General features: G+C 65.9%; 13 protein-coding genes and 3 pseudogenes. 5 read left to right on the forward strand and 11 right to left on the reverse strand.

Annotation, left to right across the window (positions count from 1 at the left end):
- Nucleotides 1-39: 39 nt before the first annotated feature.
- The gene (locus tag G6N43_RS23695; RefSeq protein WP_083149377.1) at nucleotides 40-636 is read right to left on the reverse strand and encodes a TetR/AcrR family transcriptional regulator; all 597 of its coding nucleotides are present in this window, start codon (nucleotides 634-636) and stop codon (nucleotides 40-42) included.
- Nucleotides 637-822: 186 nt separating this feature from the next.
- Between G6N43_RS23695 and G6N43_RS30750 the strand changes: the two are divergent.
- Nucleotides 823-939 (forward strand): annotated as a pseudogene (locus G6N43_RS30750) (DNA-binding response regulator); the annotation flags it as partial.
- Nucleotides 940-1,171: 232 nt separating this feature from the next.
- Here G6N43_RS30750 and G6N43_RS30755 read toward each other — a convergent pair.
- Nucleotides 1,172-1,330: a hypothetical protein gene (locus tag G6N43_RS30755; protein ID WP_234810006.1), complete on the reverse strand. Its 159-nt coding sequence runs from the start codon at nucleotides 1,328-1,330 to the stop codon at nucleotides 1,172-1,174.
- Between G6N43_RS30755 and G6N43_RS30760 the strand changes: the two are divergent.
- Nucleotides 1,286-1,435, forward strand: a pseudogene (locus G6N43_RS30760) (ATP-binding protein); the annotation flags it as partial. The gene G6N43_RS30755 and the pseudogene G6N43_RS30760 overlap by 45 nt on opposite strands.
- A 72-nt stretch (nucleotides 1,436-1,507) precedes the next feature.
- Here G6N43_RS30760 and G6N43_RS23710 read toward each other — a convergent pair.
- The 7 genes and pseudogenes from G6N43_RS23710 to G6N43_RS23740 form a co-directional block, all read right to left on the reverse strand.
- Entirely contained in the window at nucleotides 1,508-1,846 is a 339-nt protein-coding gene (locus G6N43_RS23710; RefSeq protein ID WP_179967870.1) for a hypothetical protein, read from the reverse strand.
- Between the two features lie 202 nt (nucleotides 1,847-2,048).
- Nucleotides 2,049-2,903, reverse strand: a complete 855-nt coding sequence (locus G6N43_RS23715) for an SDR family oxidoreductase (protein ID WP_083149375.1) — start codon at nucleotides 2,901-2,903, stop codon at nucleotides 2,049-2,051.
- A gap of 89 nt (nucleotides 2,904-2,992) precedes the next feature.
- A complete protein-coding gene (locus tag G6N43_RS23720; protein WP_083149374.1) occupies nucleotides 2,993-4,741 on the reverse strand; it encodes a DUF3556 domain-containing protein in 1,749 nt (582 codons plus the stop codon).
- A 5-nt stretch (nucleotides 4,742-4,746) separates the two neighbouring features.
- Nucleotides 4,747-5,895 carry an epoxide hydrolase family protein gene (locus tag G6N43_RS23725; protein ID WP_083149373.1) on the reverse strand — a complete coding sequence of 383 codons (1,149 nt, stop codon included), beginning with the start codon at nucleotides 5,893-5,895 and terminating at the stop codon, nucleotides 4,747-4,749.
- Nucleotides 5,892-7,031, reverse strand: a complete 1,140-nt coding sequence (locus tag G6N43_RS23730) for an aromatic ring-hydroxylating oxygenase subunit alpha (RefSeq protein ID WP_163658173.1) — start codon at nucleotides 7,029-7,031, stop codon at nucleotides 5,892-5,894. The genes G6N43_RS23725 and G6N43_RS23730 overlap by 4 nt, the downstream gene beginning before the upstream one ends.
- Nucleotides 7,032-7,039: 8 nt before the next feature.
- Nucleotides 7,040-7,942, reverse strand: coding sequence for an alpha/beta hydrolase (locus G6N43_RS23735; RefSeq protein WP_083149371.1), 903 nt, complete (start codon nucleotides 7,940-7,942; stop codon nucleotides 7,040-7,042).
- 64 nt (nucleotides 7,943-8,006) lie between these two features.
- Nucleotides 8,007-8,357, reverse strand: a pseudogene (locus G6N43_RS23740) (amidohydrolase family protein); the annotation flags it as partial.
- 209 nt (nucleotides 8,358-8,566) lie between these two features.
- Between G6N43_RS23740 and G6N43_RS23745 the strand changes: the two are divergent.
- Nucleotides 8,567-8,995: an alpha/beta fold hydrolase gene (locus tag G6N43_RS23745; protein WP_407664824.1), complete on the forward strand. Its 429-nt coding sequence runs from the start codon at nucleotides 8,567-8,569 to the stop codon at nucleotides 8,993-8,995.
- A gap of 12 nt (nucleotides 8,996-9,007) precedes the next feature.
- On the opposite strand, the gene G6N43_RS23750 is transcribed toward G6N43_RS23745, so the two are convergent.
- Entirely contained in the window at nucleotides 9,008-10,033 is a 1,026-nt protein-coding gene (locus G6N43_RS23750; RefSeq protein WP_083149370.1) for an alcohol dehydrogenase catalytic domain-containing protein, read from the reverse strand.
- Nucleotides 10,034-10,105: 72 nt separating this feature from the next.
- Nucleotides 10,106-12,073, reverse strand: coding sequence for a flavin-containing monooxygenase (locus G6N43_RS23755; protein WP_083149498.1), 1,968 nt, complete (start codon nucleotides 12,071-12,073; stop codon nucleotides 10,106-10,108).
- A gap of 87 nt (nucleotides 12,074-12,160) precedes the next feature.
- On the opposite strand from G6N43_RS23755, the gene G6N43_RS23760 reads away from it, so the two are divergent.
- Nucleotides 12,161-13,084 carry a metal-dependent hydrolase gene (locus tag G6N43_RS23760; RefSeq protein WP_083149369.1) on the forward strand — a complete coding sequence of 308 codons (924 nt, stop codon included), beginning with the start codon at nucleotides 12,161-12,163 and terminating at the stop codon, nucleotides 13,082-13,084.
- A gap of 56 nt (nucleotides 13,085-13,140) precedes the next feature.
- Entirely contained in the window at nucleotides 13,141-13,815 is a 675-nt protein-coding gene (locus tag G6N43_RS23765) for a TetR/AcrR family transcriptional regulator (protein ID WP_083149368.1), read from the forward strand.

Consider the following 13,815-nt stretch of genomic DNA (forward strand, 5'->3'; position numbering starts at 1 on the left):
CACAAGGGAGTCTGCCCGCGGATCTGAGCCGCAACACAACTAGCTGTTCAGGCGGGTGAGGCTCGGAATGATCACGTCGTCGACAAGCGATTGGACCGTGCGGCGAGTGGGCGGTCGCCCCGACCAGATGGACCGGAAGATGAGATAGCCCGGCATCACATCCCAGAGTTCCTCGCTGACCGCCGCTCCGTTGATCTCGCCCCGTTCGACGGCTTGCGCGAGGATCTGTTTGAACAAGGCTTTGCGTTGATGCAGGAATTCGTGCTGCATAACGTCGTTGAGCGCGGGATTGCGTGTCACTTCGACCATGACCACCCGCATGCTGCTGGCGTGAGTGCGGGCCTGCTCGCAGATCACCTCCCCCAATTGCAGGAGGTCGCCGCGCAGGCAGCCGGTTTCTGGGGCTACCGCGACCTGGCGCACGCCTTCGATGAATGCCGCCAACACCAGTTCGGCCTTCGTCGGCCAGCGTCGATACACCGTCGCTTTGCTGGCTCGCGCGGCCGCGGCGACGGCGTCCACCGTCAACCCGTCGTAACCCGACTCCTGCAGCAACCGCAAGGTCACCGCAAGGAGCTCGGCCTCGCGCGGGGACCACCGCGAGGACTCGGCAGGGCGAGCGGCACTGCGGGTCATCGCACCACCCTAAATCGGTTCAACTCATGTCAACCCCATTACCAGCGCGACTCGGTCAGTCGTTCACATATGAGATTCCTACGAGCTCCCGCCGGCCCGCTGTGAGGCGGACAGAATGGTCACGTGACGTCTGCGCCTGTCGGAAACCGCGGGCCCCGTCGCGCCGTCCTAGGTCAACTGCCGCGGATGTACCGCGCCGACGGGTCCGCGATTCGTGTGCTGCTCGTCGACGATGAACGCGCACTGACGAACCTGGTGCGGATGGCCCTGCAGTACGAAGGGTGGGAGATCGAGGTCGCCCATGCTGCCGATCACCGCGCTCAGCACCGTGGCCATCGTGCGGTTCGCCCTGCGTCCGCTGCGCCGGGCGTCCGCGACGGCAGCCGAGGTGGCGGCCCGAGAAGACCCGCGTCGACCTCACCGACGTGGTGACCGACGCCGTCAACGACGCGAGGGCGGCCGCACCGACGCATCGCTGGCTGACCGAAGCGCCCGACCGCGCGGTGTGGGTCAGCGGCGACCAAGCGCGGCTGCATCAGATGCTGGCGGTGTTCCTGTCCAATGCGCGGGTGCTTACCCCGGAGGGCGCGACGGTGACGACCTCGGTGTCAACGTCATCGGCGACGTCGCGGCCTACGTCGAGGTGTCGGTGTCCGACGACGGTCCGGGTATCGACGCTGCGCTGCTGCCGCACTTGTTCGAACGGTTCGTGCGTGCCGACAAGTCGCGATCGCGTGACGCGGGCAGTTTCGGATTGGACCTCTCGATCGCCGCGTCGATCGCCGAGACACACGGCGGAACCGTGCAGACCCAATCCGATTCTCGCAGAACCACTTTCAGCTTTCATCTACCGGTGGCTGCGAGGCGTCGGTCAGACATAGAGACGCAGAAAGCCCAGCGGTCCGGTGAGACACGGCTCGTTGTAGCCGCCCCAACCCGCGAACGGCACGGGTGGTGGCGGCGGAGGTGGAGGCGGACCAGCGAAGCCAATACCGCCCCACGGTCCACCCGGCCCGCCGGGACCCACTGGCGGTGGAGGTCCGCCCGGCCCGCCTGGCCCACCCGGACCGACGGGACCGATCCAGGGCTGTTGTGCCCATTCGGTACCGGGCACCGGCGGGGCGGCATCGGCCACCGCACCCCCGAACGCGGCGAGACCCAATGCGGCGACGGCGACCGATGTCACCGCGACTCTCTTCATGTTCTTCATGCCATACTCCTGCCTGGAGGCAACTGAACAGGTTGACTCTGGCCCTGTGTCGACAGGATCCAAAGTCATTGCAGGACAACGACAGCGGCTGTGGCGGTTCGCGTCCAGACTCGAGCTTAGGGGCCCGAAGCTGTGAATAAGCTGTCTAGAAGTTATGAAGAATGGCGCGACGAGGTCCCGCGGCCCCGTCAGGAGCAGCGATTCATTTCGAGCGGCCGAACCTGATGAATCGCCACAGATAGGTGGGCAGGCGCCGCACGGGAACGCTTCGCGGCCAGTCCTTCGCGCGGAAGTAGGCGTCGGATCCGCCGTCGACGAATATCACACTGCCGCAGAGAAAATCGGCAGAGTCCGAGAGCATGAAGAGCATCCAGTCGGCGAGATGGGCGGGGTCACCGAACCCGCCGACGGGCACGGGGAAGGCGTTGACGGCCCTGGCTTGACTTGGTGTCGCGAGCTGCTTCTCCAGCAGGGGCGTCATGATGGCGCCCGGTGCGAGCGCGTTGAGGCGGATACCTTCGCCCGCCCAGGGACGGGTGACGGCGGTGCTACGCACCCAGTGCGATACCGCGATCTTGGATGCGGCGTAGGCAAGCGTCGGCGCCAAGGGGCCGCGAAACCGTAATGAACGCAAGGCCTTATCGGCATCGTCGGCCAGCAGCGCGCGTATCGTACGCCGCGGCACCAACGGGCTCGTCGTCGTCGAATTGCTCCCGATCACGACCACCTTGGCGCGTCCGGTGGCGGCCAGGGCCGGGCGCCATGCCTCCAACAACGTCACCGCGCCGAAGTAGTTGACCGCAAAGATGCGCCGCGGACTGTCCGGTCCGGACGTGGGCCCGATACCCGCCGCCAGGACGGCCCCGTCGAGTCGGTGGTCCGCCGCCGACAATACGGCGTCGGCCGCCGCCTGCCGACCGTCAGCTGTCGACAGGTCGGCCACGACGTCGGCTTCCTTGACATCGACACGGATCACCGTGTGACCGGCAGCCCTGAGCTTCTCGGCCGCCTGACGTCCCATCCCCGACGCCGATCCGGTGACCGCGTACACGCCCATTCCACTTGTCCCCTAGCGTCGCCGTTTGGCCCGCTGCGCGCGTGCCAGCGTCGACCGGAAGCGTAACGGCAGTGCTCGCTTCGCCGGCGTCACCCCTGGGCCTGCGCGCGCCCCCCGGTCGGCGACATCACGGTGACCGGGACGTCGTCCTCCCAGGGCTGACGTACCACGAGATCGGCGACGTCGAAGGTACCCCGTTCGAACTCGCCGGTTGCGGCGTCGACGAGGCGGTACTGCTGGCGTTGCCGGTGGATGGGTTGGCCGTCGATGATGATGATCCGGACCTCGCCTGGCTCGAACTGGCAGCGCTTCTGCAAAGCCCGCACCAGGTTCTCGTTGTGCAGATGCCCGTCGCCGAAGCTCCAGCCGAGGGCGTAGGCGGCCACCATCTCACCCTCCACCACGGCGTAATCATCCTCACGCCCCGGCGGCATGACGCGATTCAACAACGTCACCACCGCGCGACCATGGGCGTACATCGCCCGGAAGGCGAGGCCGCGGTGCATGCTGGTCTCGGCGTTCTCCGGGCCGACAAGTCGTTCGAGCTGTTTGTGCTGCAGCATTCCCAGACCGATCCGTTGGGCATGGATCTTGTTCGTCGCCGATTCGGTCAGGCACCACGTCGAGATGTCCCAGTTGCCCGCGTAATACCGCATGCCCGGGAGGAATGACACCGCGGGGGGATGCAGGTTACCGACCACGATTGCGGCCACGATCACGGCCATCAGTGCCGCGACGATCCACGGATGCTCCAGGTCCCCAAGCCCGAGGCCGGCGTGGGCGACGAACAGCGATCCGATGCCAAAGATCATGAAGACGTTCCATTCCAGCGGCACTCCGAGCGGGATCGCCGTCAGGATCACCAAGTGGAAGATCACCATCACGATCGCGGCGACCACGGTCACAGTGCCGCCCTGGGAGAAGAACAGCGCCAGCGGGACACCCATCTCGATGGCGGTGCCGCCGTGGGCGAGCAGTCGCGGAATGATGCTCGGCCGCACGTCATCCGGATAGTGGCGATAGAGCGACTTACGCAACCACCGCGAGCGAATCAATGGGCTGTTACCCATCATGGTCGCCACGACGTAGGGAAAGTGTTTGTTCAGCTTCGACGTCGCGGCGCCGATCCAGATGGCAACCATGACCAGCTTCGCCGCGACGATCATGTCCACGCCGGGGAGGAGGAACGTCACCGTCAGCGCGCCGTAAACCTCACCGCGGCAGGCCAGGAAGATGAGCTTGTCGCGCAGGCTCACAACCGCGAGCAGCGTCAGGATGAGCACGATGTTCCAGATCGGCAGCAGACCGACCGTCGTGTTCAGCGCCGGAACCGGCCCGGTCCCATCGGAACACAGCGCGTAGACTGTCGCCACCAGCAGGCCCGCGTACAGCAGTACTTCGAACAACGTGCGGCGGTCACCGCCCGTGAACGGAATCCAACGGGACCATGGCGGCAACCGCAGGGTGCCGGCGCGGAGCCAATACAGCACCGACCCCATCGGTGGCTTGATCTTTCCCGTCAGCGGGCCGAATCCGCAGCCCAGGCCCAGTACCTCGAACAGCAACGACCACAGCACGACCTTCTGGAAGACGATCGGCTCGCTCCACCACCATCCGATGTTGCTCCAACCGTCGATCCCCTTGGTGGCCAGCGCAAAACAGGCCGCCCCGAGGACGAACAGCCCGATCTTCACCGCATAGACCACGTACAGGACGTCCGGGTTGCCCATGCCCCGCTCGGCGATGTGCCGGACGAGTGGCCTGAGCCGCTCGGATCGGCTACCCAGCCGCCACGACTCGTACTCGATCGACGGTGAATCCGCTTTGAAGAATCCCATCGCGCTCAGAACACCCCGAGTTCCCGAAGGGTGTCGCCGTAGGTGTTGACATCGGCGGCGAAGAGTTGCGGCTGCTCGAACGCGGCGAAGTGCCCGCCGCGATCCTGCACGCTGTAATGCACCAGGTTGTAACGCTTTTCGGCCCAGACCCGCGGCGTCTGCAGGAGTTCATACGGATAGACCGCGTAACCCGTCGGGACGTCCACGCGTCCCGTCCACTCACTCAGCGGCGAGTTTCCGGCCCGCTTGGCCTCGCAGTACAGCCGCGCCGCCGATGTCGCGGTGCCGGTGAGCCAGTACATCATCAGGTTGTCGATGAGGCGGTCGACGCGGATCGGCATGCCCTCGCGAATGTCGCACCACGCGTGGAACTTCTCCAGAATCCAGCCCGCCAGGCCGAGCGGCGAATCGTCGAGTCCGAAACCCAAGGAGTGCGGCCGTGTCGATTGGATCTCCATATAGGCCGTGCCGTCGGTGATGCGTTGGGCCGACGAGACGATCGCGGCCAGTTCGCTTTCCGACACCCCCGTCATCGCATCGGCGGGATCCCCGTCGAACGGGGCGAACAACATGTTGGTATGGATGGCGGCGACCTGCGGCGCATGGTGTTCGCCGAGGTGACGGACAACGAGCGCGCCCCAGTCCCCGCCCTGTGCGAGGTAGCGGTCGTAGCCGAGTTGAGCCATCACGTCGGCGACGGCGGCGGCGACCTTCGCTACGTCGATGCCTCGCTCCGTAGTTGGACCGGAGAATCCGTAGCCGGGCATAGAAAACACGACGACGTGGAATCGCTCGCGCAGCATCGGAAGTGCGTCCAAGAACTCGATGATTGACCCCGGCCACCCGTGCACAAGCACCAGGGGTATCGCGTTCGGGTCGTCCGATCGCACATGCAGCAGGTGCACCCGCTGGCCGGCGGCCGTTGTCACGAACGACCCCCACCCGTTGAGCTCGGCTTCGGTTGCGCGCCACTCGTATCCGTCGCGCCACCGATCAACGATGGATCGGAGGAACCGCTGTTCCGTGCCGTAGTCCCACCCGCTGTCCGGCAATTCAGCTGGGAAGCGTGCTGAGTCAAGGCGGCGGCGCAGGTCGTCGAGGTCGGCCTCGGCGACGGTGATCGGGAACGGCGTCAGCGACTGTGCCGTGGTCATTTTGCCCCATACCCGGCGGCGAGCGCCTGGTTCCGGACCGATGCCAGGTGATGCAGCAGAGCCTCGTTGCGGCCGAACACGACATGGTCGACGCCGGCTTCGAGACCGCGCTGACATGCCGCCGCCATCGGAAAGTCCTGGCCGTCGAGCACCTGGGCGGCGCCGTCGATTCCCATCTTGTACCAGGCCCGTTCCTCATCGGTGGTGATCTCTTTGGGCGCTGCGATGGAGAGGTGGATCACCGTCTCGCCGGGACTCTTCCCCGGGTATGCCCGTAGCATCTGCGACGTCCCAGGCGCCTCGATCAGCACACAGCTCGGGAACAATCCGTACACCACCGTGCCGAAGAACTGGTTCGGCCAGTCGACTTCCGGAACGTCCCGGTATTGCACGATGTCGCGGAACGGGAAGGCCCACCTGATGTTTCGGCCGTAGATGTCGTAGACGGAGTTGTTCGAAGCCAGCGGATCCAGGGTGTCGGCATGCACGTAGGGAAAGTGGTAGCCCTCGAAGTTCACGTCGACGGCGAGCTTCCAGTTGCATGCGATATCGAAGCGCCGGGTCTCCGCGTGGTGGTTGTGGTCGAACCCGTATTCCGACAACTGGTCCGCGATGCCGTCCAGCGCCGTCGACACGTCCACCTCGGCTGACAGTCCCACGACGATCAGGCCACCCTGCTCGCTGATCGGCAGCGGGATGAGACCGCGCTGCTCCAGGTCGGCTCCGGCGAACATCTTGCGGCCAGGTGTCCCCATGAGGCGACCATCCAGACCGTAGCTCCAGCCGTGGTAGGGACAGTTGAACATTCGCGCCGTGCCGCAGTCGTCGGCGACTTGCGCCCCGCGGTGGGCACAGCCGTTGATGAAGGCACGCAGCACGCCGTCCTTCCCTCGGACCACAAGCACGGGGACACCCATCACATCCTTCGTCGTATACGACCCCGGCGACGCGACCTCACCCGTCCACCCGATGACGTGCGGAACGCTGCGCAACATCCGGAGGTCGGCTTCGAATCGTGCGTGGTCGACGTAGGTGTCGCGCGGCTCGCGCCAGACGTCGTCGGCGATATCGAGAGTGTCGTTTTCGAAGTGCTTGAGCACCCATCGAGTGAGCTCGAGAGCTTCTTGTCGTGGCATGGGACACCTCATGTGGTTTCGACGAGTGCCGCGCGCAGCGCACGGCACTGACTGGCGAAGAAACGTTGGGACACTGAAGCGTTCGCGGCGATGAGGTCGAACGCGTGGAAGGCTCCGGTGGCGATCTCCTCGTGCACCGGTACGCCTGCCTCTCGCAGGCGGGCGGCGTACGCGCGGCATTCGTCGTAGAAGAGGTCCTGCGTCCCGACGCCGATCCACGCCGGTGCCAGACCCGACAGGTCGGCCCTGCGTGCGGGCACCGCCGTCGCGGGATCGGCACCGGCGAGATACCACCGCCACGCGTGTTGGTTGTCGTCGGCGGTCCACATCACCCGCGGTCGGTCGCCGTTGACACCGGTGCGGTCGTCGAGCATCGGGTACACCATCATCTGGAGTGCGAGTTGGACGTCGCCGCGATCGCGCACGAGTTGCGCGACCGCAGCGGCGAATCCGCCGCCCGCACTGGCCCCGCCGACGGCGATGCGCCCCGGATCGACCCAGGGCCTGCCTGCGAGCCAACACAGCGCGGCGTAGCAGTCCTCGACGGGCGTGGGATACGGGTACTCGGGAGCCAAACGATGCTCCACCGCCACGACGGTGGTGTCGGTGAAGTTGGCGAGCTTGCGGCAGAACCGATCCTCTTGTCCGGCAGTGCCCATCACCATTCCGCCGCCGTGGATCCACAGCAGTGCGGGTCCCGGTTCACCGATTCCGGTCGGTCGGTGGATGCGTACCGTGACATCGTCGTTGACGTTGGCCACCTCGGCCCCGCGAATCCGGCCCACCCGTCCGACCGCCTTCATCAGCGCCCGCGGCAGCGTCAGACCCCGTTGCAGCGCATAGCCTTTGGGGAGCACGCGGGCCGGCGTCCTGAGCTCCGGGTCGAATTGCGAGTAGTCGATGTCACCCACCTCTCGCCAGCATCGGCTGCGCAGGCGCGGGGATCATGCGGCCCGCACGCAGGAAGCAGCCGGTGACATGCTCGCGCGGGATCGCTTCGACCCTGCCGAAGAGGTCACCCGCGTCGACCCCGTCGACGTGAACGGTCGAGGTCGAACACGATCCGATCACCACAGTGGTGACGCCGTGGCGCAGCGATTCCGACAGCGCGGGACCGTTGAGCAGTTCGACGTCGTAATGCGTGTGAATGTCGATCAGACCCGGACTCACCCACTGGCCGGCGGCGTCGATTTCCTCGATGCCCTCGATCGGCTCCTCCGTCACCACCGCGACGTGGCCGTCCTTGATGCCGACGTTGCGTATCGCTGACGGTCCACCTGTGCCGTCGAAGTACCGGCCGTTCCTGATCACCACGTCGAAGCTCATGGGTTACCCCTCCACCGTCGGGCCGTGGCCATCACAATACACTTATCAATTACTGTATGGTCAAGAAATGGCCGAGCCGGAAGCGGTCGAGTTCGAACTCCCCCATCTGCGGATGACCGCTCTGGCCTGGGGCCAGGACGACGGCAGGCTCGCACTGCTAGTCCACGGCTTCCCCGACAGTGCCCACAGTTGGGCGTCTTCTGGCACCCATGTTGGCGGCCACGGGATTTCGTGTCGTAGCACCCTTCACCCGCGGCTATGCACCGACGGGACCCGCACCCGACGGCGACTACCACCTGGGTGCACTCATGTCCGATCTCATCGACCTGCATAAGCAGCTCGACGGCCGGGCCGATGCGGTGCTGATCGGGCACGACTGGGGGTGCTTCACGGCCAACGGACTCGCGGCGTACCCCGGGTCGCCGTTCGGCGCATACGTCTCGATGGCGCGCACGCCTGTGCTGGTGCTGCACGGCGAGCAGGACGGCGCGGTTCAGGTCGGCTACCTCGACGGGGTGATCGATGCTCCCCCGCCAGGCAGCCGGGTCCAAACCATCCCGGGCGCTGGGCATTTCCTGCAGGTGGACCAACCCGAGGCGGTATGTGCGGCGATCCTCGGCTACCTCGGGATCGACTGATGTTGTTTCGGCTCAGACGGTCAGCGCGACCTTGACGCAGTCCGCGGTGCGTGCCGCGACGGCGGTGTAGGCGGCGGGCGCATCGGTCAGCGGCATGGTGTGGGTGAAGATGCCGCTGACGTCGAGACGGCCGGACTGAAGCAGCGGTACCAGTTCGGGCCACGTGCGCTGCACCGGTGCCGTCGTCATCCGCAGGGTGATGCTGCGAATCAGGCTGATCGTCGCGGGGAATGGAAACGGATCGAGGTTGTGGACGCCGACCACCGAAACGGTGCCGCCCGCCCGGACCAGATTGAGGGCGTCCGACATCGATGCGTCGCTTCCGACGGCGTCGATGACCGAAGCCGCGCCTCTCCCGTCTGTCGCGTCTAGAACCGCCTGCAGCGCAGGCGGTTCCACCGACGTGGCTCCCAGCCGTTCCGCACGGAGACGACGGCCCTCGACGGGATCGACAGCGAAGACAGTTCCTGCGCCGAGCGTCAGAGCACTTTGGACCGCGCACAGGCCGACCGCACCGAGACCGAGGACCACCACCGTGCCGCCCGGCGGGAAGTCGGCCCGCTGAGCGGCCGCCCATCCCGTGGCGAGGTTGTCCGTCAGGAGTAGCGCCTCCTCGGTGTCGATGTCGTGGGGCAGACGCAGCAGCTGGAAGTCCGCGGCCGGCACCGCCAGCAGTTCCGATTGCGCGCCGCCGAGTTCACCCGCGCCGAAGATCCGTGGGCCGCCGACGCATGTCACCGGATCGCGGGTGGCGCACCCCACGCAGGACCCGCAGCCGGCGACAGATGAGACGAGCACCTCGTCGCCCACCGCGAATGTCCTGACGTCGGGCCCGACCTCGACGATGGTGCCGACCGCCTCGTGGCCGAGCGCCACCGGCGCGCCAAGAGGGTAATCACCTTCGTAGAAGTGCAGATCCGAACCGCAGATCGCCGCGGTACTCACCTCGATCACCGCGCCGCCGGCGCCGGGCAGAGCCGGGTCGGGCAGCGTCTCCACCCGGACTTGCCCCGGGGTATCGATCACCACGCTCTTCATCGGTAGTCGCCTTTCTGGTCAGCGTCGACGGCGGATGTGCGACCTTGCCGGCCGCGATCGAGCCATACTCGGCTACGGCCGCAGTTCGTAGTCCGCGGCATTCGGGCGGTTGGTCCATCTCCAATAGTCGAAGATGCGGAACCCGTACAGAGTAGGCACCTCTCCGGCGGCGTTCTTGTAGTAGCTACTCGTGATCGCCGGGTGGCTGTACACCATCTGCTTCAGCCGCTCCTGGGCGCGCCGGTGGTAGTCGTCGCACACGTCCGCCCGTACGGTGGCCGAGCCGAATCCGCCCGCCACGATCATGTCGATGCAGCCCATGATGTAGCGCATCTGGCATTCCGAGTTGTAAATGATGCTCGCGCCGTTGACGCCGTTGGTGCCCGGCCCGTACATGCAGAAGAAGTTCGGAAAGCCAGGCACGGTGATGCCGAGGTAGGCGTACGGGGAATCGCCCCACGCGCTGTTGAGTTCGATCCCGTCGAGGCCGCGGACGTTGATGGGACCGAGCTGGTGGTTGACGTCGAAGCCGGTGGCCCAGATGAGGACGTCCGCAGGCCGGTGTACGCCGTCGACAGTGGTCACCCCGGCGGGGGTCACCTCGGCGATGCCGTCGGTGATGAGCTCGACATCGTCGCGCTGCAGCGTCTTGAGCCAGGTTCCGTTGTCCTGCAAGGTCCGTTTGCCCATCGGCGGGTATTTCGGCGTGACCTTGTCCAGCAGTTCCTCGTCGTCGCAGAAGGCCCGCATCCACGCGATGAACATCTCGCGGATGGCGTGGTTCGACGCGTTGCACGAGAGGCCACCGTTATCCCAGTCCGGGTCGATCCTGACCTGCTCGTCGAGGGCGTCGGCGATCGGCCACCAGGAGACGAACCGCAGCCACCGCCCGTAGTACGGGAGATGCCGGATCGCCCAGCGGACCCCGTCCGGAATGGCGTCGTGATACATCGGATTGGGCGCCATCCACTGGGGCGTGCGCTGATAGACGTCGACGTGGCTGGTCGTGTCCGCGATCGCGGGTACGAGTTGAAATCCGCTGGCGCCCGCACCGATGACCGCGACCCGCTTCCCCGCCAGATCGACATCGTCGCGCCAGTCCGCGGTGTGGAAGGATGGGCCACGGAAGTCGCTGGCGCCCTTGATGTCTGGGATCACCGCGTTGCTGAACTGACCGACGGCACAGATCAGCGCGCGGGAGGTGAGCTCTTCGGTGCCGCCATCGGCGCCGGTGATGGTCACCCGCCAGGTCGCCGATTCGTCGTCCCACACCGCGCCAGTCACCGCGGTGTCGAAGCGCACGTGCGGGACGATCTCGTGGCGCGCCGCGACGTCCCGGAGGTACTGCAGGATCTCGGGCTGCTCGGAGTAGTAGTGGGTCCAGTGGTCGGTCGGCTCGAACGAGTAGGCGTAGTACTGATTCGCGATGTCGACGCGGCATCCCGGATAGCGGTTGGCCAGCCAGGTTCCGCCCACCTCCGACTGCTTTTCGATGATCGTGAACGGCGCACCTGCCGCCTTGAGTTTGATCCCGGCCAACAGGCCTGCTTCACCGCACCCGATGACGACCACGGGGAAGTCGGCGCGCTTATCGGGCGTCGACGCAAGCTCCGGTCCACACTGATCGGCGTCGCTGAAGCGGAGATCTGCCGCGACGTAGTCGACGTGCTCCTCAGTGACCGTTCCCGCGGACATCACGTCGAACATCACCCGCATCTGCTGGGCATCGGGGACGAACGGCGGCGGGCAACCACGGTCGCGATAGTCGCGGATGACATCGAAGGCGCGCTTGCGCACCAGCTCCTTGTCGGGCTCGCTCATGCCGCCCTGGAGGTCCATTGCGATGAGCATGTAGGGCCCGGGAAGCTCCTCCAGCAGCCCCATGTCGCCGGTCATGTGCACCATCGACATCAGCAGCGCGGGCACGCTGGCCTGCTCGACGGCGTCTCGAATCACGTCGTCGGAGTCGTCGAACGGCAGCCCCAACAACGGGTTCGCGGTGTCCCAGGTGGTGGTGTCGCCTACCGAAGTGTGACCCATCGCCTCACCATACATAGACCATCCGCTGACCATACGCTCTTTGAAATACGTATTGTCATCGCGTCGCGGCCGGGCTACCGTCGATGAATGACGGATCTGCAGGTGCGACGCGTGCGGTTCGATCTCGCCGGAGACGACGTGCCGTTCAACTGGCATCCGCAGCGCCCGGCATTCGCCATGCAGTGCAACCTCATCACGTTCTTCGCGCCGGGTTTCGAGAAGTTCATCGTCGACGCCACCCGCGAGGCGATTCCGCTGATGCGTGACCCCAAACAGGCTGAGGAGGCCAACGCCTATCTGCGCCAGGAGGCTCAGCATTCGGCGGCGCATATGAGTCACTTCCGTGCCCTCGCCCGACGCTGGCCGGGGCTATCGGAGACGCTGGACGAGGTCGTAGCCTCCTACGACCGGCTCACCGCCACAAAGCCTTTGGCGTGGCGGCTCGCCTATACCGCCGTCATCGAGAACACCTTCACGCCGTACTTCAAGGTGTTCCTCGACCACGAGGACAAGTTGTTCGAACCCGGTGACGAACGCGTGGCATCGCTGTTTCTCTGGCACTTCGTCGAGGAGATCGAGCATCGCAGCTCCGCACTGATGGTCTACGACGCGGTACACGGCGACTTTCCCTACCGAGTACGGACGATCGGAGGCGTCGTCAAGCACATCGGTGAGATCCTCGCGATCGTCTCCCGCGGTTTCCAGAAGCATGTACCGGTGGCCGACGGTGGCAAATTCGGTCGGCTGATTCCGAACGGATTGTCACCGCGATCCTTGCTTGCCGCCACACGCGCCGCCCGCGAGCTCACCGACCCTGGCCAAGCGACGTACGCCGGTGTGCCCAGGCGCGAACTACTCGCCATGCTGGTCGGGCTGGTGCGATCCCAAGGCCCAAGCCACGACCCCACGTACGAAAAGCTGCCGGCCTTCGCGGGGCGGTGGTTCGATCGCTACGAAGAGGAACCGAAGTGCGCGGCCCGCTGGTACTCGGTCGGCGCGGCCAGCGGCTAGCGCGACTGTGCGCCGCGATACCGCCGATATGATCGCGGCATGCAGGTGAGCGAGTAATGGTTCGCAGCCACGGCTGGTCGGGTAACACGCCCACCTCGGACGAGGAGGCGATCACCCGGATCCTCGACGCGGCCGACGAGATCATTGCCGAGCGCGGCTCCGCGATGCGGATCGCCGACGTCGCCCGGTCGCTGGGTGTCACCCGTCAGACGGTGTACCGCTATTTTCCGGGCACCGAAGCGCTGCTGCTCGCCACGGCCATGCGGTCCGGCGACGGCTTCCTCGAACAACTGGCCAATCATGTTCGCGGTGAGACCGACCCGGTGACCGCGATCATCGAGGGCCTTGCGTTCGCGATCGAGCACCTGTCAAAAGATGAGCGCATCGGTTTCATCATGACCAAGCGATCCCGCGGCGAGGTCGCCCACACGCTCACCTCCGACACAGCGCTGGCATTCAGTCTCTCGATGCTTCATCGATACGAGGTTGACTGGGAGGCAAACGGTTTCGATGAAGACGACCTCAGCGAACTGGCCGAGTACCTGCTTCGGGTGCTGCACTCCTTCCTGGTCGACCCTGGCCAGGCCCCGCGCGAGGGCGACGCCCTGCGCAGGTTTTTGGCTCGGTGGATCGGTCCGGCGGTCATCTACCCTCGCTTCGCCGATGCGATGGGCGCGCTGACCAAAGTCGCTGCGCCGCCGTCACGGTCGCGGCGCCGTTCCGCGTCCTGA

It is taken from the genome of Mycolicibacterium moriokaense (genome assembly GCF_010726085.1).
Classification (GTDB): domain Bacteria; phylum Actinomycetota; class Actinomycetes; order Mycobacteriales; family Mycobacteriaceae; genus Mycobacterium; species Mycobacterium moriokaense.